The sequence below is a fragment of the Candidimonas humi genome, assembly GCF_019166065.1.
Taxonomy (GTDB): domain Bacteria; phylum Pseudomonadota; class Gammaproteobacteria; order Burkholderiales; family Burkholderiaceae_B; genus Candidimonas; species Candidimonas humi.
Window position 1 is genome coordinate 42,116 of record NZ_JAHTBN010000002.1, and the last position, 26,569, is coordinate 68,684.

At 65.0% G+C, this 26,569-nt stretch carries 25 protein-coding genes; 14 read left to right on the top strand and 11 right to left on the bottom strand.

All coding sequences use genetic code 11. The features are described 5' to 3' along the window. Positions 1-174 precede the first annotated feature (174 nt). From KVP10_RS03655 to KVP10_RS03695, 9 genes are all read left to right on the top strand, one after another. Positions 175-1,035, top strand: coding sequence for an HpcH/HpaI aldolase/citrate lyase family protein (locus KVP10_RS03655; protein WP_217963124.1), 861 nt, complete (start codon positions 175-177; stop codon positions 1,033-1,035). Positions 1,036-1,177: 142 nt separating this feature from the next. After that, positions 1,178-2,188 carry a Bug family tripartite tricarboxylate transporter substrate binding protein gene (locus KVP10_RS03660; RefSeq protein WP_217963125.1) on the top strand — a complete coding sequence of 337 codons (1,011 nt, stop codon included), beginning with the start codon at positions 1,178-1,180 and terminating at the stop codon, positions 2,186-2,188. Between the two features lie 133 nt (positions 2,189-2,321). Beyond that, complete coding sequence (locus tag KVP10_RS03665; RefSeq protein ID WP_217963126.1) at positions 2,322-3,506, top strand: CaiB/BaiF CoA transferase family protein; 1,185 nt, start codon at positions 2,322-2,324, stop codon at positions 3,504-3,506. 113 nt (positions 3,507-3,619) lie between these two features. Beyond that, positions 3,620-4,603, top strand: a complete 984-nt coding sequence (locus tag KVP10_RS03670; protein ID WP_217963127.1) for a Bug family tripartite tricarboxylate transporter substrate binding protein — start codon at positions 3,620-3,622, stop codon at positions 4,601-4,603. 78 nt (positions 4,604-4,681) lie between these two features. Then, entirely contained in the window at positions 4,682-5,599 is a 918-nt protein-coding gene (locus tag KVP10_RS03675; protein ID WP_217963128.1) for a LysR family transcriptional regulator, read from the top strand. A 190-nt stretch (positions 5,600-5,789) separates the two neighbouring features. After that, entirely contained in the window at positions 5,790-6,722 is a 933-nt protein-coding gene (locus tag KVP10_RS03680) for a dihydrodipicolinate synthase family protein (RefSeq protein WP_217963129.1), read from the top strand. Positions 6,723-7,027: 305 nt separating this feature from the next. Continuing rightward, the gene (locus KVP10_RS03685; RefSeq protein WP_217963130.1) at positions 7,028-8,014 is read left to right on the top strand and encodes a Bug family tripartite tricarboxylate transporter substrate binding protein; all 987 of its coding nucleotides are present in this window, start codon (positions 7,028-7,030) and stop codon (positions 8,012-8,014) included. A 33-nt stretch (positions 8,015-8,047) separates the two neighbouring features. After that, on the top strand, positions 8,048-9,010 hold the full coding sequence (locus KVP10_RS03690) for a LysR substrate-binding domain-containing protein (RefSeq protein WP_217963131.1): 963 nt from the start codon (positions 8,048-8,050) through the stop codon (positions 9,008-9,010). A gap of 121 nt (positions 9,011-9,131) precedes the next feature. Next, positions 9,132-9,935: an aspartate dehydrogenase gene (locus KVP10_RS03695; RefSeq protein ID WP_217963132.1), complete on the top strand. Its 804-nt coding sequence runs from the start codon at positions 9,132-9,134 to the stop codon at positions 9,933-9,935. An 84-nt stretch (positions 9,936-10,019) separates the two neighbouring features. On the opposite strand, the gene KVP10_RS03700 is transcribed toward KVP10_RS03695, so the two are convergent. The 9 genes from KVP10_RS03700 to KVP10_RS03740 form a co-directional block, all read right to left on the bottom strand. After that, the gene (locus KVP10_RS03700; protein ID WP_217963133.1) at positions 10,020-11,249 is read right to left on the bottom strand and encodes a CaiB/BaiF CoA transferase family protein; all 1,230 of its coding nucleotides are present in this window, start codon (positions 11,247-11,249) and stop codon (positions 10,020-10,022) included. A gap of 76 nt (positions 11,250-11,325) precedes the next feature. Next, positions 11,326-12,210 carry an HTD2 family dehydratase gene (locus KVP10_RS03705; RefSeq protein ID WP_217963134.1) on the bottom strand — a complete coding sequence of 295 codons (885 nt, stop codon included), beginning with the start codon at positions 12,208-12,210 and terminating at the stop codon, positions 11,326-11,328. A gap of 23 nt (positions 12,211-12,233) precedes the next feature. Beyond that, positions 12,234-13,223 carry a Bug family tripartite tricarboxylate transporter substrate binding protein gene (locus tag KVP10_RS03710; RefSeq protein WP_217963135.1) on the bottom strand — a complete coding sequence of 330 codons (990 nt, stop codon included), beginning with the start codon at positions 13,221-13,223 and terminating at the stop codon, positions 12,234-12,236. 171 nt (positions 13,224-13,394) lie between these two features. Then, complete coding sequence (locus KVP10_RS03715; RefSeq protein ID WP_217963136.1) at positions 13,395-14,612, bottom strand: NAD(P)/FAD-dependent oxidoreductase; 1,218 nt, start codon at positions 14,610-14,612, stop codon at positions 13,395-13,397. 123 nt (positions 14,613-14,735) lie between these two features. Further along, positions 14,736-15,368: an RNA 2',3'-cyclic phosphodiesterase gene (gene thpR, locus KVP10_RS03720; protein ID WP_217963137.1), complete on the bottom strand. Its 633-nt coding sequence runs from the start codon at positions 15,366-15,368 to the stop codon at positions 14,736-14,738. Continuing rightward, positions 15,355-16,125: an IclR family transcriptional regulator gene (locus tag KVP10_RS03725; RefSeq protein WP_217963138.1), complete on the bottom strand. Its 771-nt coding sequence runs from the start codon at positions 16,123-16,125 to the stop codon at positions 15,355-15,357. Before KVP10_RS03725 ends, thpR begins: the two co-directional genes overlap by 14 nt. A gap of 67 nt (positions 16,126-16,192) precedes the next feature. Then, a complete protein-coding gene (locus KVP10_RS03730) occupies positions 16,193-17,179 on the bottom strand; it encodes a Bug family tripartite tricarboxylate transporter substrate binding protein (RefSeq protein WP_217963139.1) in 987 nt (328 codons plus the stop codon). 46 nt (positions 17,180-17,225) lie between these two features. Next, entirely contained in the window at positions 17,226-18,932 is a 1,707-nt protein-coding gene (locus tag KVP10_RS03735; RefSeq protein WP_217963140.1) for a M28 family metallopeptidase, read from the bottom strand. Positions 18,933-18,955: 23 nt separating this feature from the next. Further along, on the bottom strand, positions 18,956-19,876 hold the full coding sequence (locus KVP10_RS03740; RefSeq protein ID WP_217963141.1) for an N-formylglutamate amidohydrolase: 921 nt from the start codon (positions 19,874-19,876) through the stop codon (positions 18,956-18,958). Between the two features lie 304 nt (positions 19,877-20,180). Here KVP10_RS03740 and hpaR point away from each other — a divergent pair, with 304 nt between their 5' ends. Beyond that, a complete protein-coding gene (gene hpaR, locus KVP10_RS03745; RefSeq protein WP_217963142.1) occupies positions 20,181-20,630 on the top strand; it encodes a homoprotocatechuate degradation operon regulator HpaR in 450 nt (149 codons plus the stop codon). A gap of 195 nt (positions 20,631-20,825) precedes the next feature. Here the strand turns inward: hpaR and hpaD are convergent, their stop codons facing one another. After that, positions 20,826-21,680: a 3,4-dihydroxyphenylacetate 2,3-dioxygenase gene (gene hpaD / locus KVP10_RS03750; protein ID WP_217963143.1), complete on the bottom strand. Its 855-nt coding sequence runs from the start codon at positions 21,678-21,680 to the stop codon at positions 20,826-20,828. A 111-nt stretch (positions 21,681-21,791) separates the two neighbouring features. Further along, positions 21,792-23,258 carry a 5-carboxymethyl-2-hydroxymuconate semialdehyde dehydrogenase gene (gene hpaE / locus KVP10_RS03755; protein WP_217963144.1) on the bottom strand — a complete coding sequence of 489 codons (1,467 nt, stop codon included), beginning with the start codon at positions 23,256-23,258 and terminating at the stop codon, positions 21,792-21,794. Positions 23,259-23,487: 229 nt separating this feature from the next. Here hpaE and KVP10_RS03760 point away from each other — a divergent pair, with 229 nt between their 5' ends. The 4 genes from KVP10_RS03760 to hpaH are packed head-to-tail and all read left to right on the top strand — an operon-like array spanning position 23,488 to position 26,233. After that, the gene (locus KVP10_RS03760; RefSeq protein WP_217963145.1) at positions 23,488-23,904 is read left to right on the top strand and encodes a 5-carboxymethyl-2-hydroxymuconate Delta-isomerase; all 417 of its coding nucleotides are present in this window, start codon (positions 23,488-23,490) and stop codon (positions 23,902-23,904) included. Further along, on the top strand, positions 23,901-24,587 hold the full coding sequence (locus KVP10_RS03765) for a fumarylacetoacetate hydrolase family protein (RefSeq protein ID WP_217963146.1): 687 nt from the start codon (positions 23,901-23,903) through the stop codon (positions 24,585-24,587). The genes KVP10_RS03760 and KVP10_RS03765 overlap by 4 nt, the downstream gene beginning before the upstream one ends. Positions 24,588-24,596: 9 nt before the next feature. Continuing rightward, positions 24,597-25,373 (top strand): fumarylacetoacetate hydrolase family protein, encoded by a 777-nt coding sequence (locus KVP10_RS03770; RefSeq protein ID WP_217963147.1) that lies wholly within the window; start codon positions 24,597-24,599, stop codon positions 25,371-25,373. 53 nt (positions 25,374-25,426) lie between these two features. After that, the gene (hpaH, locus tag KVP10_RS03775; RefSeq protein ID WP_217963148.1) at positions 25,427-26,233 is read left to right on the top strand and encodes a 2-oxo-hept-4-ene-1,7-dioate hydratase; all 807 of its coding nucleotides are present in this window, start codon (positions 25,427-25,429) and stop codon (positions 26,231-26,233) included. Positions 26,234-26,569: the final 336 nt, after the last annotated feature.

The following is a 26,569-nucleotide window of genomic DNA, read 5'->3' on the forward strand; positions in this document are numbered from 1 at the left end:
TGGCCCGCCCGGGGCAAGCCATGCACAAAGATAGGTAATGTATCTTTTGATAAGAGAATTACAGCTACTTTTTTATCTTTTCACAAGCACAATACGGGCAGCGAGGCCGCCGGCCGGCCGCGACTTCACGCATTCACGACGATACGCCACGCATTCCGCGAAGGAGAACCCATCATGCGCAGCAAGCTGTTCGTTCCGGCGTCGCGCCCGGAACTGTTCGAAAAGGCCCTGGCCTCGCAGGCCGATGCCATCAGCTTCGACCTGGAAGATTCGGTGCTGGAAAGCCGCAAGGACTATGCCCGCGACGAGCTGGCGAAATTCCTGGACGGCGCGGCCGCGGCCGCAACCGGCAAGACGCTCATCGTGCGCATCAATGCCATGGACACCCCGCATTTCGCCGCCGACCTGCAGGCGTGCTGCCATGGCGCCGTGCAAGTGATCAATGTGCCGAAGATCGAATCTCCCCAGCATGTGCTCGACTTCCTGGGCCAGTTGCAGCAACTGGAACACGCGCGCTCGCTGCCCGGCGCCATTTCGCTGCTGGCCAATATCGAGACGCCTCGCAGCCTGCACGACGCGGCCGCCATCGCCGCGAGCCACGAACGCGTATGCGGCCTGCAACTGGGCCTGGGCGACCTGTTCGAGCCGTTGGGTATTCGCCGCTACGATGCCGCCAATGTGCATGCAGTGATGTACGAGCTGCGCATGGCTGCGGCCGCGGGCGGGGTCTATGCCTACGATTCCGCCTACGCGGACGCGGCCAACGTCGACGGCTACCGCGCCGAAGCGCAGATGGCGCGCGGCCTGGGCTTCCTGGGCAAGACCTGCATCCATCCGCGCCAGGTGGCGATCGCCAATGAAGTGTTCTGCCCCACGCAGCAAGAGATCGAGTGGGCGCGCAAAGTGGCCGACGCCGCCGAGGCCAACGAGCAAAACGGCGCGTTCCTGCTCGAGGGCAAGATGATCGACGTGCCTTTCGTGCTCAGGGCACGGGAAGTATTGCGCCAGGCCGACAAATACGCGCCTGCGCCGTAGCGGCGCACGGCAGGCCGCCAGGCCGGGCACACGGCGGCGGCCAGGCGCGAAGGCGTATTTTCCCGCCTCGCGGAGGCGGCAGCGCCCGCAAGTAATTCAACATACCCACCATCCCCAGCGTACCTACATCAGAGACACACGCATGTACACATCTCCTGTTTCCCCCGGCCGACTCCTGAATATCGCGGCCGCCTGCGCTGCGGCGGCAGGCCTGTCCATGACCTGCGCCACGGCACAGGCTGCGGCATCCAACGACTACCCCGCGGGCAAGCCCATCACCATGGTCGTGCCCTATCCGCCGGGCGGCTCCAACGATCTGTTCGCCCGCGCGGTCAGCGCCAAGCTCGGACCCATGCTGCACACCTCGGTGGTGGTCGAGAACAAGCCGGGCGCGGGCGGGTCGATCGGCGCCGGCTATGTGGCGCGCGCCAAGCCCGATGGCTACACGCTCGTGGCGGTGTCGTCCAGCTTCACCACCAATGCCGCCATTCAGCCCCATCTGCCGTTCGACGCGGTCAAGGATTTCACGCCAGTCGGCATCATGGCCGAAGGGCCCTTCGTAGTGGCAGTGAAGAAAGACTCTTCGATCCACTCGATCGCAGACCTGGTGGCGTACGCCAAGCAGCACCCCACCGAACTGAACTATGCCTCGTCCGGCCCCGGCAGCAGCAATCAATTCGCCACCGAGATGCTGGACACCGCAGCAGGCATCAAGATGACCCACGTGCCTTTCCGCGGCATGGGGCCCGCCACCACGGCACTGATGGCCGGACAGGTGGACGTGCTGGTAGCCAGCGGCCCGTCGCTGCTGCCCGCCGTCAATAGCGGCAAAGTCCGGTCGCTGGGCATCACCAGCGCCAAGCCCAGCGCGATCGCCCCGCGCCTCAAGCCCGTGGCCGACACAGTGCCGGGCTACAGCTTCAGCCTGTGGTGGGGCGTGCTGGCCCCCGCGAACACGCCGCAGCCCATCGTCGACCGGCTGAACCAGGCAATCAAGCAGATCGTCGACGAGCCGGAGATGAAGAAATTCTTCCTGCGCGAAGGCGCCGAATCGGCAACGCTGAGCCCCGCGCAATACAAGCAGCGGGTGCAGGACGACATCGTCCTCTGGAAAAAAGTCGCACAGCAAAGCAATATAACGGTACAACAGTAGGAAAAAGAGGCCGCGCACGCTCTTTGCACCGAGCTTCCCCGGCAACTGCCGCGCGATCGTGGCAGGCAAGGGGCGGCAAGGCGGCGCGCGGCCCGGCTCCACCAAGCAAGCACAAGGCAACAGGAAAACATCCATGGCTACGCTACACGACAATGCGCCCCTGGGCGGGGTGCGGGTACTGGATCTCAGCGCCTACATCGCCGGCCCTTACGGCTGCGCGCTGCTCGCCGACATGGGCGCGGAGGTCATCAAGATCGAATCGCCCGAGGGCGACAACCTGCGCCGCTACCCCTCTACCCTGAAGGCTGAAAGCCGCGCATTCCTGGGGGTGAACCGGGGCAAGAAGGGCATGGTCATCGATCTCAAGAGCGCAGCAGGCCTGGCTGTGTTCCAGCGTCTGGCGCAATCCGCCGACGTGCTTGTGCACAATTTCCGCCCCGCGGTTCCCAAGCGCCTGAAGATCGACTACGAAACGCTGGAAAAACTCAATCCGCGGCTGATCTACTGCTCCATGACGGGCTACGGCACCTCGGGGCCGATGGCCGACAAGGCGGGCTATGACCAGGTGCTGCAGGCCATGAGCGGTATTTGCTCCTCGCAGGGCAGCGCCGAACACCCGCAGATCGTCTATGGGTCGGCAGTCGATTTCTACGCCGCCTCGATGGTGTCGAACGCCGTCTCGGCGGCGCTGTTCCAGCGCGAGCGCACCAAGTACGGCCGCGAGATATCCGTATCGCTGCTGGGCAGCGCCCTGGCGATGCAGGCGGCGCGCATGGTCTTTGCCGAGAACGAGCCGCGCGACATCGAACGCGACATGCGCTCGGGCGGCATCACCGGCATACACCCCACGCGCCAGGGCTTCCTGTACTTGTCGGCCAATACGCCGCACTTCTGGAAGTCCCTGTGCACGCTGGCGGGCGTGCCGCAACTGGCCGAAGGCGAACGCTACGACAGCGTGCGCAAGCGCGCCGAACATGCCGACGAAATCGTGCCGGTGCTGCGCGCAGCGCTGCTGCAGCGCACGGCGCTGGAATGGGAACAGCTCTTCGGTTCGGCCGTGCCCTGCGCAGCCGTGCGCCGTCCCGAAGACATCCTCGACAACCCGCAGGTGCAGGAACAGCAATTCCTGGCCGACTTCGAGCATCCCGTGGCGGGCCGCTACAAGGGCGTGGCCAATCTCGTCAAGTTCCAGGGCTGCGACCCGGTACCCCCGGTTTCCGGGCCGGTGCTGGGCCAGCATACCCGCGAAATCCTCGACCAGGCGGGCTACGGCAGCGAAGAAATCGATGCGCTCTACGCGCAAAAGGCGGTTGCCTGAAACACGGCGGCGCAGCCCGGCAATCCCGCGCGTGCCGCCCGTGCGCATCACCCGAATGCAATAAACGACTGCGCGCCCCCACGCAGCATGTCAATGACACCAAGGAAACTCATATGATCACGACCTTCAATCGGCTGTACGCAATCCCGCTGCTAGCCAGCGCGCTGGCCTGCATGGCTGTCCCGGGCAGCGCGGCTGCCGCGTCTTTTCCCGACAAGCCGATCACGCTGGTGGTCCCCTACTCGGCCGGCGGCGGCGCCGACAATGCGGCGCGCATCATCGCGCAGGGCCTGGGCCAGGAACTGAAGCAAAGCGTGGTCATCGAGAACAAGGGCGGCGCCAGCGGCTCGATCGGCGCGGCCTATGTGGCGCGCGCCACGCCCAATGGCTATACGCTGCTGTACGATGCATCGTCGTTCGCCATCAATCCGGTGCTGCGCAAGCTGCCCTATGACGCGCAAAAAGACTTCATCCCCGTGTCGCAGGCGGTAAGCGTGCCCAACATCATGGTGGCCGCCGAGAATTCTCCCTTCACCTCGCTGCAGTCCTTCGTGGACGCGGCTCGCAAAGCGCCCGGCAAATACACCTTCGCCTCGTACGGACCGGGCAGCCTGGCGCAGATGATCGGCGAGCTGCTCAAGAAAGAAACCGGCATCGACATCGTGCATGTGCCCTACAAGGGCGGCGCCCCCGCCATCGTCGACATCATGAGCGGGCAGGTCAATGTGTATTTCGCCAATGCGGCATCCAGCCTGAGCTACATCACCAGCCACAAGCTCAAGGCGCTGGCGGTGACCTCCGCCACGCGCATGAAGGAACTGCCCGATGTGCCCACCATGTCCGAATCCGGCCTGAAGAACTTCAGCGTGCTGGAATGGAACGGCTTCTTCGCACCGGCCGGCACGCCGCCGGAAGTCGTGGCGCGCCTGCAGCAGGCCATCCAGGCCACGCTGAAAAATCCGGCCGTGCAGGAAAAGCTGCATAAACTCGGCCTGACCGCAGTGGGCAGCACGTCCGCCGAATTCACTGCCTTCATCAAGTCCGAGACGGCACGCTGGCGCGACGTGGTCCAGGCGAATCACATTTCGCTGGAATAGCGCCCACGACACAAGCTGGCGGGCCGGCTGCATATAATCCCCGACATCGATACCGGCCCCCTTTTACTTGCTCATCCCATGCTGCGACTGGACATACTCGGCGTTCAGGCCTTCGTCTTCATTGCCGAACTGGGCAGCTTCAGCAGCGCCGCGGCGCACCTGCACCTGTCGCAGACGGCGCTGAGCCGGCGCATATCCAAGCTGGAAGAAAGCATAGGGGTAGAACTGTTCGTGCGCACCACGCGCTCGGTCAGCCTGAGCCAGGCGGGGCGCGACTTCCTGCCGCGGGCGCGCCGCATCGTGCGCGAACTGGCGGCCGCGCTGGACGACATGAAGGACAACGCCGCCAAGGGCTACGGCCGCTTCGTGGTGGCCTGCCTGCCGACCATCGCCGCGGCGCTGCTGCCGCCCGTGCTGGCCGAATACGGGCGCCGCTATCCCCGCAACCGCATCCATATCCTGGACCGCTCGGCCTATGAGATCCGCGAGGCCGTGCTGGAAGGCGAGGCCGACTTCGGCATTTCCGTGCCGGGCGCCCTGCACTCCGACCTGGAATACCAGCCGCTGTTCGACGACCCCGTGGTGGCGGTGTGCCCCAATGGCCATCCGCTGGGCCGGCGCCGCAGGCTGGCCTGGAAGGAACTGGAAGGCATTCCCCTGGTCGGCGCCAGCGCGCTCAGCGGGCTGCGCATGCAGCTCGAACAGGTGGTGCACGAACACAAGCTGGACTTGTTCTTTGCCTACGAGGTCTCGCACCTGGCCACGATCACCGGCATGGTGCTGGGCGGCGCGGGCCTTGCCGTGCTGCCCCTGACCGCCGTGCGCATGCTGACGGCCGGCGAGCTCAAGGTGCTGCCGCTGCATGCGCCGCGGGTGGTGCGCTCGGTCCAGATCTTCAGGCGGACGGACCGGCCGCTATCCCCGCTGTCGCGCCCGCTCTATGATCTGGCCTTGCAGCATCTCGCGCAGGGCGGCCAGCCGCCGGCCCCGCGATGAAGCACGGGGCCCTTGCCGCGCACGACTGCCCGGCCCTGCAGCCCGCTCCCGCGCCGCATTGATGTACATATCGCATGAATTCCTGCAATATTTGCAATAGAAGCACAAGGGCGGACTGTCTTACAGTGCAGGTTCCGCCCATATTTTTGCGAGCCGGATTCGGGCCCGCGCCAATTCCTGGAAGCCAGCAATGAAACTCACAAGCCAACAAAAGGGTGTCGTAGTGATCGCCCCCACGCCTTTTCTCGACGACGGCACCATAGACGAACAGTCCATAGACCGCCTCGCCGATTTCTATGTCGAGACGGGCGTCACGGGCATCACGGTGCTGGGCCAGCTCGGCGAGGCGCCCAAGCTGGCTTTCGACGAGGCCGCCGGCGTGGTGGCGCACTTCATCCGCAAGGCGCAAGGGCTGCCGGTAGTGGTCGGGGTATCGTCGCCGGGCTTCGCCGCCATGGCGGCGCTGAGCAAGCAGGTCATGGACCTGGGCGCCGCCGGCGTGATGATCGCGCCGCCCAACACCCTGCGCACCGACGACCAGATCGTCAACTACTACCGCCAGGCCTCGCGCGCGATCGGCGAGGACACCCCATTCATCATCCAGGACTATCCGCTGACCTTCTCCGTGCAGATGACGCCCGGGGTGATACGCCGCATCGTCAACGACAACCCCGCCTGCGTGATGCTCAAGCACGAAGACTGGCCCGGCCTGGAGAAAATATCGACGCTGCGCGGCTTCGAGCGCGACGGGTCGATGCGGCACATTTCGATACTGTGCGGCAACAACGGGCTGTTCCTGGATTTCGAAATGTCGCGCGGCGCCGACGGCGCCAACACGGGCTATTGCTTTCCCGACATGTTGTGCGATGTGGTGCGGCTGTACGGCGAAGGCAAGCGCGACGCGGCGCACGACTTGTTCGATGCACACCTGCCGCTGATACGCTACGAGCAGCAGCCTGGAGTCGGCCTGGCCGTACGCAAATACGTGCTGATGCGGCGCGGCCTGCTGAGCAGCGCGGCGCTCAGGCAACCGGCGGCGCCGCTCACGCCGCAAACACGCGAAGAAGTGGACTACCTGCTGTCGCGGCTGGCAAAGCACGACCGGCGGGCCCAGGTTTCCTGAAGCCTGCGTCGCATGGCCGTTCTTGTAGCACCGGCGTTCCTGTGCCGCACGGCCATGCATTAATCTAATTCATATGATGGCGGATTTTTAATCCATTGTTACTCGATCGGGACATCCCTAAACTGAAAAAGGAAGGACGGCAAGAGAGCCTATAAAGAAAGGCGGTCCCGCACAGGCGCACCGATACGGCGCCGCAACCCCCGACGGGATTGCGGCGGCGCGGGCAGCCTGCCCGGAACTCCCCGCACATGCTCCGGCAGTCCAGCCCTGTCAAACAGTTTTGACATGCCTGAAGGAGTAGACAAATGAAGGGGCTTGCTTATGTAGCCGGCGTAGCTGCGCTGGCCTTGGGCGCGCTAGCGGCGCCTTGGACCCGGGCTTCGGCGGCCAATGCCTATCCGGACCGCCCGATACACGCCATCGTGCCGTTTCCCGCCGGCGGCATCAATGACCTGGTGGCGCGCATGGTTTTCGACCAGTTGGCGAAAACCCTGCACGGCCAGATCATCATCGACAACAGGCCCGGGGCAGGCGGCATGATCGGCAGCAAGTTCGCGGTGGACAGCCCGCCCGACGGCTACACCATCCTGCTGGGAGCCGCGAGTTCCATGGTGGTGGCCCCCAATATGTATTCCAAGGCCACCTACCACACCGAAAAAGACCTGATACCGGTAGGCGGCATAGGCTCGGTGCCCAGCGTCATGTGCGTGCCGGCCAAGTCTCCCTTCAAGAGCCTGGGCGGCCTGATCGCCGCGGCCAAGGCCAAGCCCTATGCCCTGAACTACGGCTCGGCGGGCATAGGCACCAGCCACCACATGCAGACCGTGCTGCTCGAGCAGCTCACCGGCATTCACATGACGCACGTGCCCTACAAAGGCGGCGCGCCGGCCATGACCGACCTGATCGGCGGCCAGATCCAGCTATTGCTGGAGCCCTTGCCGACGGCCGTGCCCCACGTCAAGGCGGGAGACGTAAGGGCGCTGGGCGTGACGTCGAAAGCGAGATCGCCGCTCTTGCCCACGATACCCACATTCATGCAGGCAGGTGTCAAGAACTACAGCGCCACCACCTGGTTCGGCGTGTTCGTGCCGGTGCATACGCCCGCCGGCCTGGTCCGCAAGCTGGGCAACGCGCTGATCAAGACCCTGGACGGGCCGGCGCTGAAATCCCGCTTGCGGGAGCGCGGGATCGAACCCATGCCCATGGACCACAAGGCCTTCGCGAAATTCGTCGCGAGCGAAAACGTCTTGTGGAAGAAGGTTATCGATCAGGGCCATTTGAAGGTGCGATAAAATGATTTCCGATCACATACTCCTGTCGGAATCATGGCAACAAGAAGAAAATTGCCGCCGCTTTCCGCCATTCGATCGTTTGAGGCGGCGGCCCGCTACCGATCGTTCACACTGGCGGCCGAAGAATTATGTGTGACGCAAGGCGCGGTCAGCGTCCAGGTGCATAAGCTCGAAGAATATCTCGGCAAGAAGCTCTTCGTGCGCATGACCCGCAAAGTGGCTCTCACCGAGACGGGGGCCCAGTATTACGAAGCCTGCAGGCAAATGCTCGAAGACCTCGAAAGGGTCACGCAGCGCATCGCCCAGCAAGACTCCCACAGCACACTGACCGTCGGCACCATCCCGACCATCAGCATGCTGTGGCTCATGCCGCGCCTGGCGTCGTTTACCACCGAGCACAGCAATATCGACGTCAGGGTGGTGTCCGACATCCGCCCCATAGACATGCAGCGCGACTGCATCGATGCCGCGATCCGCGTCGGCAGGCTGCCCGGCCAGCACTACCGGGCCATACAGCCCGCGGTCGACCTCATCATGGTGTCCAACTGGGACGGCATCCGCGCCGACTTCCTGTTCGACGACATACTGGTGCCCGTCATGTCCAGGACGCTGCTGGAACAAAGCGGCCCGATCAAGCGGGCGCAAGACCTGCTGGACCATCCGCTGATACACACCGCGAGCCGCCCCAACGCCTGGCGCGACTGGCTGCGCGCGCACGACGTGTCGTCGCCGCCCACATGCACCGCGGCGGAATACGGCCACTTCTACATATCCCTGCAAGCCGCGCAGGACGGCAAGGGCATTGCCATCATTCCCAAGGTGCTGCTCGATTCGTATCCCGGCCGCAACGAGCTCGCCATGCCGCTGGCCGATCTCGAGCCGGTCAAGAGCGCGGGCGCCTATTACCTGCTGACCTCAGAAGCGGAAACCCGGCATCCGGCCGTGCCGTTTTTCAGGAAGTGGATTCTGGATATCGCCAGACAGGCCATTCATTAATCCCGTTCATGCATGCTGCCAGATTAAATGGTTTGCGGGCCGCGCAGCGGTGCCGCTACTATCGGCCTGGGCATGCCAGCGGGCGTGCCGCACATATCGCATGAACGGAGCACGCAGTTAGATGAAGACTTACCGGGTGGGAATCGCCGGATTCGGGGCAATCGGCAAGGCCTTGGCGCAGGCCCTGGACCGCGGCATAGACGGAATGCGCCTGACGGCCATCGCCGTGCGCGATCCGTCCCGTCCTCCCGACCTGGCGGCGCTCGCCCAGCCGCCCCTCATCACCGACATAGCAGGCCTGGAGCCTCACTGCGACATCGCGATCGAATGCGCGCCGGCCAAGCTGCTGCCGGCGATTGCCGAACCCATGCTGCACGCTGGGAAAAAGGTCGTGGTGCTCAGTTCGGGCGCGCTGCTGCAGCACCCCGAGCTCTTCGACCTGGCCGCCCGCCATGGCGGCCAGATACTGATCCCCTCGGGCGCGATACTCGGCCTGGACGCGCTGGTCGCCGCCGCGCAGGGCACCATACATTCGGTCAAGATGGTTACCCGCAAGCCCGTGCGCGGGCTCCTGGGCGCGCCCTACTTCGAAACGCACCATATCGACCTGGCGAAAATAACCGAGCCCACCTTGATATTCCGCGGCACGCCGCGCGAGGCGGCCATCGGTTTCCCCGCCAATCTGAACGTGTCGGTCAGCCTGGGGCTTGCCGGCATAGGCCCGGACAAGACCCAGCTCGAAATCTGGGCCGACCCCGCGCTGGACAGGAACAAGCACAGGGTCGAGGTCGAATCGGACAGCGCCTCGTTCTCGATGGAAATCCAGAACATCCCGTCCGAAAACCCCAAGACCGGGCGCATCACCGCGCTGAGCGTCATCGCGCTGCTGCGCAAGTTCGCCGCCCCCGTCAGCGTCGGTACTTGAGCCCGACTCCCCGAACGAAAAGCCCATTTCGGCGCGAAACTGCTCGTGCAGTGGTTCCCAAGCAGCGGACAGAACTCGCCGAAGTCATGGCGCCGCCGTGGGCTGCGTGATGGCGGCTATGGCGGAATCGTCCAGCCCGTATTCGCGCAGCACCGCGACAGTGTCGGCACCCAGCGGCGGCGGCGGCGAATAATCGACGGGCGCGCCGTTGCGCAAGGTATTGGGCAGGCCTATGTTCCAGATGGGGCCCTCGGTGGGATGCAACACCTTCTGGAACAGCCCGACGTCGCGGATGTGCGGGTCATCGGGCAGATGCTCCAGGGTGTTGTAAGGCATGGCCGGCACGTTGAGCCGGTCGAAGATTTCCAGCCACTGCGCCGTAGTCTTCTGCAGCAGCGACTTGGAGCGCAGGTCGAAGTAGTCGCGCGTATTGCGAAAGCGCGCGGCCACGGAACAAAAACGCGGGTCGTCCTTGAGTTCGGGGCGGCCTATGGCCTCGAAGAAGGCGAAGGCCTGCTGGTCGGTATTGGCCGACAGGCATATGTAGCCGTCGCCGGTCTTGATGGGGCGGGTCTGCGGGTCGGACACGCGCGGGTCGAAATTGCCGCCCAGCGGCGGATCGAAGGTGCGCAGGTACATGTGCTCGGCCATGACGTAGGCCGCCATGTTCTCGAGCATGGGCACTTCGATGCATTCGCCCATGCCGGTGCGCTCGCGCTGGTACAGCGCCATGAGTATCATCTGCACGGCGATCAGGCCCACGGTGTGGTCGGCCATGACCATGGGCACGTAGCCGGGCTGGCCATGCATTTTGTCCACCACCGAGGCGATGCCGCTGGCGCCCTGGATGATGCTGTCGTAGGCCGGCCGGTTGGCGTAGCGTCCCTTGCGTCCGAAGCCCAGCAAGCTGCAATAGATCAGGCACGGATTCACCGCCTGCAGCGCGTCGTAGCTCAGCCCGGCGCGTTCCAGCGCGCGCGGCCGCATGTTCACCACCACGATGTCGACCTGCGCGCACAGATGCCGCAAGGCCTTGCGCGCCGCGTCCATCTTCAGGTCCAGCACCACCGAGCGCTTGTTGCGGTTCAGGTGCAGGAACTTGGCGGACATCGAGCCGCTCACCGAAGCCCCGCCCAGCTTGCGCAACAGGTCGCCGCCCGGCATTTCCACCTTGATGACTTCGGCGCCGTAGTCGGCCAGGAACTGCGTGGCCACCGGGCCGACCACCACCGAAGTCAGGTCCAGCACCTTGATCCCCTTCAGGGGTATGTTTTTATCGTGCTGCTGCGTCTTTTGTTGCTGCGTGTCGTTCATTGCTTTCCACCGCGTGCCGCGCTTCCCCCGGTCCGGGGCCGCTCGCGGCTATTCCGATTCGGAACCGCGCCCAGGCTCAGGGCCGTTCCATTTCAAGTTCGATCAGGACGGCCGTTTCCCCTTGGTCGTTGACGGCCCAGGCGTGGCCGCGGCCGGTCTGCGCGTCCAGCGCCAGGTTCAGGCCGACCGGCCGGCCGACAAACAAAGGTCGCAGGTTGCGCGAGCGCGAGGCGCGTATGCGCCCGCCCGCCTGCTGTGTCGCGAAATCCCACAGGAACAAGGTCGTGAGGCCGCCGTTCACCACCAGCGCGGGATAGCGCTCGACCTCGCGGGCATATTCCGCATCGTAGTGAATCCGATGCGCATTGAATGTGATGGCCGAATAGCGCAGCAACATGGTGGGATCGAACACCAATTCCTTGTGCGCCGTGGCGGTCGGCAGCGCCGCCGGCTTGCGGGGCGATTTCGCGCCGCCGGGCTGGGCCGGGCCGCGATACACGACGTCCTGCTCCTCGACCAGCAACAGGCGTTCATCGTCAAGGAACTCGTGGCGCAGTGTCACGAAGCACATGAGGCCGCTGGCGCCCTCTTTGAGCTGCACATCACGGATCTCGGAACGGCGCACGACGCGCCGGCCGATTTCGAGGTCGTCGTGGAACTCATTGCGCCGGCCCGCGAACATGCGGCGGGCCAGCGGCACCGGCGGCAGGAAATCGCCCTTGGGCGGATGGCCGTCCGGCCCGAGCCGCGACTGGCGCTCAGTGGGGGTAAAGAGCATCACATACCAGGCGGCGCTGACGCGCTGGCCCGGAGCGTATTCCTGTTCGTCCCGATCCAGCAGCGCGGCAATGCGCGCGGCGCCGGACGAACACACATAGTCCGCGCGCATCTGCTGCCTGCCGATCCAGGTGCGCAGATGGTCTATGTCGATCGGGGTTTTCGGGGTTTGCTCCGGATTCATGGGCGGTCCTGCTTGCTGCGGTTTCAGTTGATGGCCATGTGGGCCTTTTCGACGACCTCTTTCCAGCGCGCCATCTCGCTGCGGATCAAGGACTTGAAGGCTTCCGGCGTCGTCGGGTTGGGAATGGCGCCCTCGCCTTCGAAGCGTTTTTTCAGCTCGGGCGCGCTGATGATGCGGTTGATCTCGGTATTCAACTGGTCGACGATGGCGCGCGGCGTGCCGGCCGGAGCCACGATGCCATACCACTGGTCGGCCTGGAAGCCGGCAAGCCCGGGCAGGCCGCTCTCGGCCACGGTGGGCACATTGGGCAGCGCATCCACGCGTTTCGTGCTGGACACCCCCAGCGCCAGCAATTGCCCGCTCTTGATGAAGCCGATCACCGCCGGCACCCCCGTGAACATCAGCTGGTTCTGCCCGGCGATCAGGTCGGTGACGGCCGGCCCGGTGCCGCGATACGGTACGTGCGTCATGTTGATGCCGGCCTTGAGCATCAGGTATTCGGTGGCCGTGTGCGCGGCGCTGCCGTTGCCGCCCGAGCCGAAATCGATCTGCCCGGGATGCTGCTTGGCATAGGCGATGAGATCGGCCAGATTGTGCACTGTCGGCAATTTCTTCGGATTGACGACCAGCACGTTCGGCACCCGAGCCACCCAGGCCACGGGGTCGAACATCTTCAGGGGTTCGATGTGCTTCTTGGCGTACAGACTGGGATTGACCCCCAGCGTACCGATATGGCCCATCATCAGCGTATAGCCGTCCGGCTTGGCCTGCGCGGCCTTCTGGGTACCTATCACCCCGCCCGCGCCGGGCACGTTCTCGATGATGACGGTCTGCCCCCAGGCCTTGCCGAGCTTGTCGCCCACGGCGCGGGCCAGGATGTCGGTGGACCCGCCCGGCGTGAAGGGCACGATCAGCGTGATGGGCCGGTCGGGATACTTGGCCAGGGCCGTAGCCGGCGCGCCGGCCACGCAGGCCACGCTCGCCGCCGCGATCAAGTAGGCTCGCAATTTCATGTGTCTCTTCCTTGTGATGTGCGGGGCTTGCCCGTAACGGGAAGCCCGGATTGGGCGACATAGGCCCGGTGCAGCGGCCGCGCGGGGATGCATGGGCCGAGTTGGATACTATGCCCCGGCACGGCTCATCTGTAAATTGCGAATAAATTGAAGATTAATGATTATTTTGCATTAATTGAGCGGCGTGCCCGAAAGCATGCCCTCGGCAATGCTGCGGGCCGTGCCGGCCGAGTCGGTCAGGCCCAGATGGCCATGGCCCACCGCCAGCCAAAGGCCGGGCCGCCCCGGCGCGGGGCCGATGCGCGGCACGGAATCAGGCATGCAGGGGCGGTGCCCCATCCACGTCGAGTACCGGCGCCCGCTCAAGGACGGAAACGCCGACAGGGCGATGCGCAGCAGCGCCTGCGAGCGCCGCGGGTTCGGCGCGGCGCTCAGGCCGCCGATGTCCACCGTGCCGCCCACCCGCAGCCCGGTTTCCATCGGAGTGATGAACACCTTGCGGTCGGCCAGCACCACCGTGCGCGACACCTCGGCGCCGCCCTCGAATTGCACGTGATAGCCGCGCTGTGATTCCAGCGGCAGGGATACGCCCAGCGGGTCCAGCAGCTTGCGCGACCAGGCCCCCGCCGCCACCACGACCTGTCCGGCCGTGTCGCCGGCCGCGGCATCGGCGCAGTCGATGCGCCATCCGGATGAGTCCGGCGCCAAGCCGCGCACCTCGGCGCGCCGATATGCGCCGCCCAAAGCGAGATAGTGTTGGAATATGGCCTGTACATAGCGCCATGGATTGGCCACCGTGGCATGATCCGCCAGGAACATGCCGACGCGATAGCGCTCGGCAATGCCGGGCTCCAGCGCCAGGATGCCGCCGCGATCCAGGCGCTCGGCCCGGAACCCGTACTGCTCGCGCAGGCGCCAGCCGGCCATGTCCTTGGCCAGCGCGGCCTCGTCCGGATACAGGTACAAGTGGCCGCGGCGCAGGATGAGTTCCGGCGCCCCCACTTCGCGCGCCAGGTCCAGGTGCAGTTGCAGGGCATCGCGATGCACCGCGGCCAGGCGCGCTGCGGCATCCAGGGCAGCGGTCCGCCGCGACGCCAGTGCGAACCGCGCCAGCCACGGCAGGGCCTGCGGCAGATAGCCCGGCGGCAGGTACAAAGGCCCTTCCGGGTCGCACAACATGCCCGGCACGCTCTTGAGCACACCCGGCATCGCCAGCGGCACCACGGAACCCTCGCTGATGGCCCCCGAATTACCGAAACTACAAGCGTTGCCCGGCGCATCGCGATCGACCAGCACGACATCGCGGCCGCGCTTGCGCAACTCGTGGGCTATGCACACGCCGACAATGCCGGCGCCTATCACCGCTATGCGATCAGACCCTGCTTTCATGCTTCCTCCACCACAGCGCCGTTCGGCCTCGAGCCGGCTTGCCGCATGCCGCGGCATCGACCAGCGGCCAGCGGCCAGCGGCCGTTCGATCCAGGTTTGATACAGTACAACAGCCCGCGCCGGCTATGCCTGGCCCGGGTGGCGGCCGGCCCGGTCATGGGCGGAGACGGGCAGGCTTGCCAACACCTCATAATGAGCCATGCCTTTCTGCGGCCTGGACGCCACCAGCACGCAGCGCGTCGGGGACCATGCCAGCGGCGGCGCGTCCAGCAGACTCGTCTCCCCGGGCCCCGCATTGCGCAGCAGCGTTACATGCGGCCGGAAAGCGCCCGCCGGCCGGCTCCAGCCATGTTGTTCCAGGCGGCTCCACAGGCTGTCGTACAGCGCATCCAGCCAGCCTACCCGCCCCTCGGCAAGCGAGGGGCCGGCCCACACGATGCGCGGCCCCTTGAAGCGCCCGCAGTCGCTCAACACCAGCGATCCGAGCGATACGTTCCAGCCGCGCGCCTCGCGCGCGAGATCCCGCGCGGCATCGGCAGGCGTCTCGCCCAGGAAGGCCAGCGTCATATGCAAGGTTTCCGGCCGCATGATCCGCCCGCCGCACAGGGCCTGGGCCTCGCGCGCCCAGGCCATCAAGCGGTCCACCGTGCCGGCGTCCGGCCAGAGGGCGAAGAACAGCCGCATGGCCCCGCCGCTCGACCAGTCCGGACGATCGTGCATGGCATCGACGGCTATAAACGATCTATCGATGGTCATTCCCACGATATCCCAGGGCGCCTGATATGGCTGCGGCCTGCTTGCGCAGTTCGGCCAGGTAGCGCGGCAGGCGATCCTCAGTCATTCTCGCGAGCAGCGTGGACATGGTCAACGCTGCGATCACATCCCCGCTCAAGTCCCGTATGGGCACAGCGACGGAGGCAAGTTCGGCGACGAGTTCGGCTCGGGAAACCGCGTAACCTTGATCCCGAATCAAGCTCAGTTCAGCGTCCAAGGCATCCGGATTCACCAGCGTGTTTTCGGTATAAGAGGGCAAGCTGGCCCGCAACATATCGTTGATAACGTCCGTGGATGCATAGGCCAGCAGCAGCTTGCCAGATGCCCCGACATGCAGCGGACGCCGGTGCCCGATCTCGCTGCCCACTCGAATCAGCGCCTGTGGATGTTCGTGACGGGCCACGCACAGCGTCTCCAGGCCATCGCGCACACGCACCATGGCCGTCTCCCCTAGAATGTCGACAAGCGCATTCAAGGGTTCACGCACTACCCGCACCAGGTCAATCTGCTGCTGCGCCGCCGCCCCCAGACTCAGCGCGGCGAAGCTGAGGTAATAGCGAGACGGCTCGCCCTGGCGCTTGACCAGGCTGCGCTGTTCCAGAGTAGTAAGAAGACGGAAGCTACGGGTTTTCGTGTTCCCTGATTTCTTGGCGAGCTCGCTCAGGCCCAATCCAGGTTCTCGGGCCACCAGAAACAGCAGCCCCGCAGCTTCATCCACGGCAGCAACGGTATAGTCCAAACCATCCCCCTCGTATAGGCTGAGCACATTTTACCGATGCCCAGCCTCCGAGAGGCATGGTGTGGCGTCAGCCCAGGCTAGCACCCGACTTACGCACGATGGGTATCCACTTTGCGAGCTCTCTCTTGACATAATCCAGCGTTTGCACGCGCGTGTAGTCGGGCAAGGGCACCACGCCCGCATTGCGCAGTTTTTGCGCCAGGCTCGGAGACTGCAGGGCCTGGTGCAAGGTCGCGTTCAATTTTTCCATGACCGGTTCCGGCGTCCCCGCAGGCGCTGCGACCGCATTCCAGGCATAGGCATCGTACCCCTTGAGCCCCAACTCGTCGGTCGTAGGCAGATCAGGAAACTGTGCAAGCCTTTGTGCGGAGATAGCCGCCAGCGCTTGCAATTTCCCATTCTTGACGAGCTGTTCCGCAGACGGGATGGAAGAGACGCCAAAAGCCACATCGCCGGAAATGATCGCATTGAGAGCCCCGATATTGCCCTTGTATGGCACATGGACGGCCTGCGTGCCGGTCATCTCCAGCAGCAACTGGCAGGCGATATGCGCGGAGGAACCCACGCCGGCGGAGCCGAAATTGTATTTGCCCGGATGATCTTTCAGCAGCTTCACGAAGCCCTGGAAATCATGCACTCCCAGTTGGGGCGAAACCACCAGCACGATAGGTATCTGGACAACCATGCCGGCAAACGAAAAGTCTTTGATCGGATCGAAAGGCAACTTCTTGTATAGCCCGGCATTGAGCACGAAAGTGGAAATCGTGCCATAGAGAAGGGTTTCGCCGTTTTTGGCGGCATGGGCAACGTAATTCGTGCCGATATTGCCGCTAGCGCCCGGCTTGTTGTCGATGATGATGTTCCCACCCAAAGAACCGGCCCAGCCGCTGACCAGCAGGCGTGCCAGCACATCCGTGGTGCCGCCTGCCTCGAAGGGCACCACCAGGTGTATAGGGTGGGAGGGATACGCGCCTTGGGCTCGTATCGCGGGCGCCGCAAGGCTTACGCCGGCGCCGGCGCATAGTTTCAGGAAGTCCTTTCTGGATAATTTCATGGCATGTCCACAATCGGATTGAGTTCAAGTGGGATCCCGGGCCCCTCTACAGGCAGCGCAGGGCATTTTCCAGTTCGGCGTGCAATCTGTTCGCCCCACGCTGCAGGCTGGCCGCGGCCGCCGCATGACGCCCCCACTCGGTAGCCGCACCAAGCATGGGCACGGCGGCCTGAGCGATCGCGGGATCCTGGTCGTATATGCCTCTTTCGCTGTATCCCGCACGGACGATCGACCGCGACGCGGCGAACAAGGCCGGCCAACGACCGGCGCGCGGCGCGGCTTGCGGACCCTCGTAAGCCGCGCCCACCTCCACCTGCAAGGCTTGCGCCAGCGCGAGCTGCTCGCCGAAGTCCATCGCCGTGCCGACTGTTTCCTGTACCTCTTCGATGCGCCGAACGATCTGCGCGCAAGGCAGCCGGAAATCCAGCAGGGGGGTGACGCCGCAGGCCAACCGCGCAGCCACCAGCGCATACAAGCGAATATCGTTTTCCAGGACCTTGCGATCAGCGACCTCGAGCACATCGTCCTCGGTATGCCAGGTGGGACTGCCGCCGTTTCCGCCTACCGAATACCAGCCACGCCGCTTTCTTTCTTCGGCCGGGACCATAGAACTGGTCAGCATGGCACCGCTGACCCCGAGATTGTTGAATGAGTAGTCGCCCGCCCGGCCGGGGCGCTCGAGCCGGCATTGCTGACCGAACAGGTCACTGACCGCGCCGGCCACTAGCGGCTGCGCCTCGGCCATGCCGCGAATGCTGCCGTAGTCAACAGCGTCCCGGCACCCCGGCGAATCGCAATTCAGGTGCGCCACGCAGCGACTGTGCAGAGCCCGGGCTTGATTGTCGGCATACCAGGTGCTGCCGGCATAGCGTCCGGCGGAATGGCCTGGCCACCATGCCACGCGCACGCTGCGCCGCAGATGGCGCCGCCCCGCATATAGCGTCCGGGCGACTTCCAGCAATACTGCATCGCCCGTGGCATTGTCGCCAACCCCAAGGTCCCAGGAATCCATATGGCCATGCAACAAGATGAACTCGTCGGCAGCAGGCCCGTTTCCGGGAATGTCCACAGTCAGCAGCGTCTGTTCGAACCAGCCGTGCAGCATGTCGGCGGCAATCGTCACCGAAGCGTTACGGGCGGCGGCGTCGACCAGCCAGTCGCCGCTTTCGCGATTCACCGCCATCGACACGATGCCGGGCAGCCGGCCAAAATCCTCCATGCCGGGCGAGCCCCAGATCACGGAGCTTGCGCCCCAATGTACCGCCCGCCCGGGATTGATTGCGATGATCGCCAAGGCCCCGAGCTCCTCGAGCAATTGGGAACGGGCCGGATTGGACAGGCCTTCGGTCAAGACAACCTTGCCTCTCACCAAGGCGGCCAGGCTCAGGCGGGTCATGCCCTCGCCAAAGAGCAGGGCCGGATCATTGGTATGGACCCGGGTCTTGCCATCGCGCGCCGGCACATGCACCAAGGGCGCGGTGAACTCTGCCTGCGCCGGCGACAATGCCGCCGCCTTGCAGGGGAAGCTTCTGCCTTCACATTGCAGGCGGGTATCGAGCGGCACGCCTTGATAAATGGACGGCCGATACGATTTGACGGGCAATCCCGACTCTTCCAAGTGCCGCGCCAGGACTGCGGCCCCGTGTTCGAACTCGTCTGGCAGCTCCCGCCGCGTCCGGGAAAAAGTCTCGACCAGGCTCCAGCCGCGATCGCTGGCGCTCGACCCGAGTAATTCCGATTCAAATGCTTCCATATTTATCGCCGTAAAAGTGAGATTCAATAAAGATGCGCTTCAGGGAGGCTGCGCAATGTGGCGCCCAGCGAACCGGCAAGCGCCGCCGACAGCCGATCCACGAAGGCCTGCAGGTTCCTGGCCAAGTCGGAATAGCCGGATGTTTTCACCAAGGCTGTCTCGTTCATGTACAGCGCGCGATTTATCTCCACCTGCACGCTATGACGGCCCTGGGCGGGGCAGCCATGCCGCCGGATCAATTCCGCCCCGCGATACGGGTCATTGACCTGCACTCGATACCCGAGCGACGAGAACGCCTGGGCCACCCATTCGGTCAGCGCCGGCGCAGTGCTCTTGCCCAAGAGGTCGCTCACCACGATATCGGGGCGGGCCTTGCCGCCGTCGTCATTCATGGCGTTTCCTATCGACTTCATCGAATGGCAATCAATGTGGCAGGCAAAGCCATGTTCGTCCTGTGCGGCCTGAATAAGATCGGCCAGCTCTTTGTGATAGGGGTCGTAATAGTCCGCAATGCGCCGCGCGACCTCCGCCACCGGCAGCGGCTGCTCATACATCGGCACGCCGGGCAACGCATAGCGCCGGATCAGCCCCATGCCTGCCCGCGACTTTGCGCCGGGCGCGATCGGACCGGGCCAGACGCCGTCGAGCAGCCCCGGATCAATGTCGTCGCGAGCCCGATTGGCGTCGATATAAGCCCGGTGAAAGTGTGCCGCCAGCAGCGGCCCCCTGCCCCGGACCGCGCCTGCCCATAGCTCGTCCACCCACGCATCCCAACTGCTCATCAGCCCGGCGCGAGGAACTGGGCAGTCCTGCGGCCATTCCGGCCAACTGTGCGGAGAATCGAATACCAGCGCCGTTTCCGGCCGAACTTTTTTGCCCTCGACCCGGAAGGGAGCAGCGATTTCCCGCGCCGCTGCGTAGGTCAATCCTGTAGTTTGTTTCATCTAACGAATCAATGATTTGTTGAATGAACCAAATTCGAATGCTAATGCAGGCTTGCAGTCTTCAAAATAAGGGCTAACCCTTATTACGAGACATGGGGCGGCAGCGACGCTCGCGGCGTCCGGGCCTTCGTCATCAAGATAAGGAATAGGTAGTGTGCCCGTATGCAGGGAGGCCGGGCCCCGCCTCTTTAGGCAGACCCTCTGAGGCGGCCAGAAGGTCTTTTCATCCCGGGATGCACTGAAAATCGAGCATGAAGCTCAGACCAATGGCCGGAACAGCACCCTTTCTTGTTAACATCGCAACATGAATGCATCCTTCCACCACCGCAACCTTCCGCACCTGTTCCTCTACGCTCGCGAAGCGCTGATGGCGCATTTCCGGCCCGTGCTGAACGAGGCCGGCGTCACCGAGCAGCAGTGGCGCGTGTTGCGCACGCTCAGCGAGGCCGGGCCCATGGAGCCCAACCAGATCGCGCGCAGTTGCCAGATCCTGAGCCCCAGCCTGACGCGCATGCTGGCGGGCATGGAGCAATCGGGGCTGATCGTGCGTACGCGATCGGATTCCGACCAGCGCCGCCAGGAAATTTCGCTGACGCCCAAGAGCACCACGCTCATCAAGCACATGCGGCCCCAGATCGACCGGAAATACCAGGAACTGGAAGAAAAAATAGGGAAGGAATTGCTGGACCGCCTCTACCGCGACGTCGACGCGGCGATAGCGCTGGTCAGGCAGGACAAGTCGGCGGGCGCCTGAGCGGCGCCGCCCTGCGACTACACACTCTTTCGGCTGTTGCCGGCGCCGGCAGCAGCCGCCACATCCCGATACGGGCTATCGGGCCCCTGATACGCGGGATGTGTTGCGTCCGGCCGATGCCGCCGCAGCCTTCGAGGATGGCGTGACGCCAGCCGGGAAAGCTGTGGCTCGGCGCCGCCCGGCGGGCGGACCGGCCTAGGCCCGCGGCAGCGGGAACACCGCGTTGATCTGGCCGGTGCCCGAGCTGCAGAAGTAATCGGTGACGATTTCCACCGGACGGTCGTAGGAGTCCCAGCCCAGCAGGCCCAGCAGCATTGCGGTGTCGTGCATCCCGCCCTCGCCTTCGCAGAGATCGGCGTATTCGGGCAGCATCTTGCAGAAGGTCTTCCAGTCGCCGCTGCGCCACAGGTCGACCACGCGCAGATCGACCTGGCGGAAGAATTCGCGGCTGATCTGGTGTATGGACTCTTCGGGGCTGCCGTTGTCGTTGAAGCGATGCGACAGCGAACCGCTGGCCAGCACCGCGACGTTGCTGTCGCTGCGCTCGATGGCCTCGAGCACCGACGCGCCGAAGCGGCGGCTGTCCTGCAAGTTGTGCCAGGCGCACCAGCCGGCCACCGACACCACCTTGAAGTGCTGGTCGGAATTCATGTAGCGCATCGGCACCAGGGTGCCGTATTCCAGTTCCAGGCTGTCGATCTCGTGCGAGCGCGTGGCCACGCCGTTCGCGGTGGCGGTCTCGGCGATGAGGCGGCCCAGCTCCGGATTGCCGGGATAGGCGTAGCTCATGTCCTTGATGAAATGCGGCAACTCGTTGCTGGTGTAGGTGCCGGCAAAACGGCTGTTGCAGTTGACGTGGTAGCCGGCGTTGACCAGCCAGTGCACGTCGAACACCACGATGGTGTCCACGCCCAGTTCGCGGCAGCGCTGGCCTATGGTGTGATGGCCCCGGATGGCGGCTTCGCGGCAACCGTGGTGCGGCCCGGGCATTTCCGACAGATACAGCGACGGCACGTGCGTGATCTTGGCCGCCAGCGATAATTTACCCATGTCTCCCTCCTGGATCGCCGCCCCGAAGGCGGCGCGCCGGGCTGCGGCTTGCGGCTGCGGCCTGGCGGTCGCGCCCACGGCCAGCCCCAGGCGGCCGCGGGCATCGCGGATTCAAACGCCCCACTTGGGGATGTGGTGGCTGCCCATGGACACGCACACGTTCTTGACGTCGGCGAAGACCTCGAAGCTGTATTCGCCGCCCTCGCGCCCGATGCCCGAATCCTTGATGCCGCCGAAAGGCTGGCGCAGGTCGCGCACGTTCTGGCTGTTGACGAACACCATGCCGGCCTCGATGCCGCGCGCCAGGCGGTGCGCCTTGCCGAGGTCGTTGGTCCAGATATAAGACGCCAGGCCGTAGCGCACGTCGTTGGCCAGGGCCAGGCCTTCGGCCTCGTCCTTGAACGGAATCAGGCAGACTACCGGCCCGAAGATTTCTTCCTGGGCGCAGCGCATGCGGTTGTCGACATTGGCCAGCACGGTCGGGCGCACGAAGTTGCCCAGCTTCAGGTGCTCGGGCAGGCCTTCCGGCTTGTCGGGGCCGCCCGACAGGATACGCGCGCCTTCCTGCTCGGCCAGGCGGATGTAGCCGGTGACCTTTTCCCAGTGCTGGCGAGTGATCATCGAGCCGACGTTGGTCTTGGGATCGGTGGGATCGCCCACCACCAGGCGGCTGGCGCGTTCGGCGAACTTGCGCACGAAGTCGTCGTAGATGGTTTCCTGCACGAAGATGCGCGAGCCGGCCGTGCAGCGCTCGCCGTTGAGCGAGAATATGGTGAACAGCGCGGCGTCCAGGGCGCGATCGACGTCGGCGTCGTCGAACACCAGCACCGGCGACTTGCCGCCCAGTTCCATCGAGAACTTCTTGATGCCGCCGGCGTTCTGGATGATCTTGTTGCCCGTGACCGTACCGCCGGTGAACGAAATGGCCCGCACGTCGGGATGGCGGATCAGCGCATCGCCGGCCGTGGCGCCATAGCCCTGCACCACGTTCAGCACGCCGGGCGGGATGCCGGCTTCCAGCGCCAGGCGGCCGAGCTGGTCGGCCGTCAGCGGCGACAGTTCCGACATCTTCAGCACCGCCGTGTTGCCCAGCGCCAGGCAGGGCGCGGTCTTCCAGGTGGCGGTCATGAAGGGCACGTTCCAGGGCGAGATCAGCGCGCAGACCCCGACCGGCTGGTACAGGGTGTAGTTCAGCATCTGGTCGTCGACCGGATACGTATGGCCGTTCATGCGGGTGCAGACTTCGGCGAAGAACTCGAAGTTGTGCGAGGCGCGCGGGATGAGCTGCTTGCTGGTCTGCGAAATGGGCAGGCCGGTGTCCTTGGTTTCGAGGTCGGCCAGCATGGGCACATTCTGGTCGATGAGCTCGCCCAGGCGCCGCATCAGGCGGGCGCGTTCCTTGGCCGGCGTGTTGGCCCAGGCCGGGAAGGCATCCTTGGCGGCCGCCACGGCGGCCTGGATTTCGGCCGCGCCGCCGGCGGCGACTTCGGCGAGAGCCTCGCCGGTGGCCGGGTTGTAGGTGGTAAAGCGGTCGTTGCTGTCGACTTCTTTGCCGTTGATCCAGTGCTTGATGCTCACGCTGTGCTCCTTACGGGCGTATGCCCGCCCGTGACGAGGGGCGCGCGGCTCGGTCCGGCGCGCCAATTAATTAACAGGTTAATGATCTACTTTTTCTCGGCGCTTGTCAATGCTTCATCCAGGGGGCAGCGCCGGGCCGAGCGCCCTTCCGGCGCCGCATTGACGCTGCCCTTCATTTTCTTTAACATGTTAATTAGAACGCCAATTTCCATGGGATCGGAGGCCGGCCATGCCCCATATCTGGATCGAATATTCCTCGAACCTGCGCCCGCAGCTCGAGGTCCGCAAACTGATGAAGACCATCCAGGACGCCGCCATCGACGACGGCAGCGTCTTTCCCCTGGCGGGGGCGCGCACCCGCGCCATCGCCATCGACGACTACCTGATCGTCGACGGACACCCCGACAACAGCTTCGTGCACCTGACCCTCAAGATAGGCCACGGGCGCGACCTCGAGACCAAGAAGCAGCTGGGCGAGCGCGTCTTTGCCGCGCTGCGCGAAGCCACCGCGCCCATCATGGCCGCGCGGCCGCTGGGCCTGAGCATGCAGATCGACGAGGCCGACCCGGTGCTGAACTACAAGACCAACAATTACCGGGACTACCTGAAGGCCCGGGCCGCGGCCAAGCAAGGAGGCCAGCCATGAGTTCCAGCCTCGATTACGCCGCACTCGCGGCCGCCCCCGCCGGCGGCCTGCCCCGCACCGTGGTGGGCGCCCTGCTCAATTACCGCCAGGCCCTGGAGCAACTGGGCGAGGCCGCCAGCCAGCCTCCCTACAAGGCGCCGCCCAAGGCCCCCATACTCTATATAAAGCCCGCCAATACCTATGCCGGCCAGGACAGCGACATCGTCCTGCCGGCCGACGTGCCCGAAGTGGAAATCGGCGCCTGCCTGGGCATCGTATTCGGCCGCAAGGCCACCCGGGTATCCGAACAATCGGCATTGGACTATGTCGCCGGCTACCGCATCGTGGCCGACCTGTCCGTGCCGCATGCCAGCTTCTACCGCCCGCCCATCAAGCAGAAATGCCGCGACGGCTTCTGCCCCATGGCCGCACGCACCGTGCCGCGCGCCGAGGTGCCCGACCCCGACGACCTCGCCATCGAAATGCGCATCGACGGCAAGGTGGCCCAGCAGGCGCATACCCGCGACCTGATCCGTCCCGTGGCGCGCCTCATCGCCGACGTCACCCGCTTCATGAGCCTGGACAGCGGCGACGTCCTGCTGGTGGGCGTGCCCGCCGGCGCGCCCCGGGCCCGCGCCGGACAGCGCTACGAAATCGACATCGCCCGCCTGGGCAGCCTCGCCAATCGCCTCGTCGCGGCATAGGTATATCCCATGAAACACGCACGCATACGCTATCAGGACAAGATCCACCTGGCCACCGACGCCGGCGACGGCGCGCTGCTCCTGGCCGACGGCCGCCGCGTCTCGCAAGACGACGTGCAATGGCTGCCCCCCATCGAGCCGCGCACCACCTTCACCCTGGCCATCAACTATGCCGACCACGCCAAGGAACTGGCCTTCAAGGCCCCCGAAGAGCCGCTGGGCTTCCTGAAGGCGGCCAATGCCTTCGTGGGCCATCGCAGCCAGACCCTGCGCCCTACCGACGTCGCCTTCATGCACTATGAATGCGAACTGGCAGTGGTGATCGGCCGCGAGGCCCGCGATGTGCCGCGCGCCCGGGCCTACGACTACGTGGCCGGCTATACCGTGGCCAACGACTACGCGCTGCGCGACTACCTCGAGAACTGGTACCGCCCGAACCTGCGCGTCAAGAGCCGCGACACCTGCACGCCGCTCGGACCCTGGCTGGTCGAGCGCGACGACGTGCCCGACCCCATGAACCTGAACCTGCGCACCACGGTCAACGGCACCGAGACCCAGCGCGGCAATACCCGCGACATGGTGTTCGACATCCCCGCGCTGATCGAATACTTCAGCAGCTTCATGACCCTGTCGCCCGGCGACCTGATCCTCACCGGCACGCCCGACGGCATCGTCAACGTGCAGCCCGGCGACGAGGTCGTCACCGAAATCGAAGGCATAGGACGCCTGGTCAACACTCTGGTGGCATGTCCGGGAGACACGGCGCCGCTCTCCGACCCCGCCTGAACCGCCGCCGTCCGGCGGCCCGGCCGCCCAATCCATACCGTGGAACCCAACTCATGCTAGACCAAGACACCATCAAGACACTGGCCGCGAAACTGCACCAGGCCGAGCGCAGCCGCGAGCAGGTCCGCCAGTTCTCGCTGGAACATCCCGAAATGACCATCGAAGACGGCTATGCGGTGCAAAGCGCCTGGGTCGCGCTGAAGCTGGCCGAAGGCCGCCGCGTCAAGGGCCACAAGATCGGCCTGACCTCGCGCGCCATGCAGCAGTCCTCGCAGATCGACGAGCCCGACTACGGCGTGCTGCTCGACGACATGTTCTACTACGACGGCGGTGAAATCCCCGCCGGACGCTACATCATGCCCCGCGTCGAAGTCGAACTGGCCTTCGTCCTCGGCAAGCGCCTGCAAGGGCCCGACGTCACCCTGTTCGACGTCTACGACGCCGTCGACTACGTCACCCCCGCGCTGGAAATCATCGACGCGCGGATCCAGATGACCGACCCCGACACCAAGCGCCCGCGCAAGGTCTTCGACACCATCTCCGACAACGCCGCCAACGCCGGCGTGGTCATCGGCGGGCGTCCCGTCAAGATCCGCGAATTCGACCTGCGCTGGGTCAGCGCCATCATGTCGCGCAACGCCGTAGTCGAAGAGACCGGCGTCGCCGCCGGCGTTCTGAACCACCCGGCTAACGGCGTGGTGTGGCTGGCCAACAAGCTCGCCCCCTACGGCGTCGCGCTGGAAGCCGGCGAAGTCATATTGTCGGGCTCGTTCACCCGCCCCGTATTCGCCCGCCCCGGCGACACCTTCGCCGTGGACTACGGACCGCTGGGCTCGGTCAACTGCCACTTCGCCGCCTGAAGGCGCGAGGCCCGGCAACGTGCAGGCCCCAGGGTTCCCCCAAGGCCTTCAAATGCGCAGGCAAGCCCCGTCACCGGCGCCACGCCCGACGCCAGGCCCCTCCACCGTCCCCGGCATCCAGCCGTCTACGGCGCAAGCGGAGGGTATGGGGTGTTTCCCGGAGGCGAGCGGGTCATCGAGCCGGAGGGGAATACCCCATACCAGGCCGCGGTTCAAGAACCCGGCGCGGCGACGACCGCGCCCATCCCGCAAACACGCCCTACACGCCACTACCATAGCTACACTTGAGAGATGAGCCCTTTGCGCAGCACAGTGCCCGCATCGGCATGAATCCGC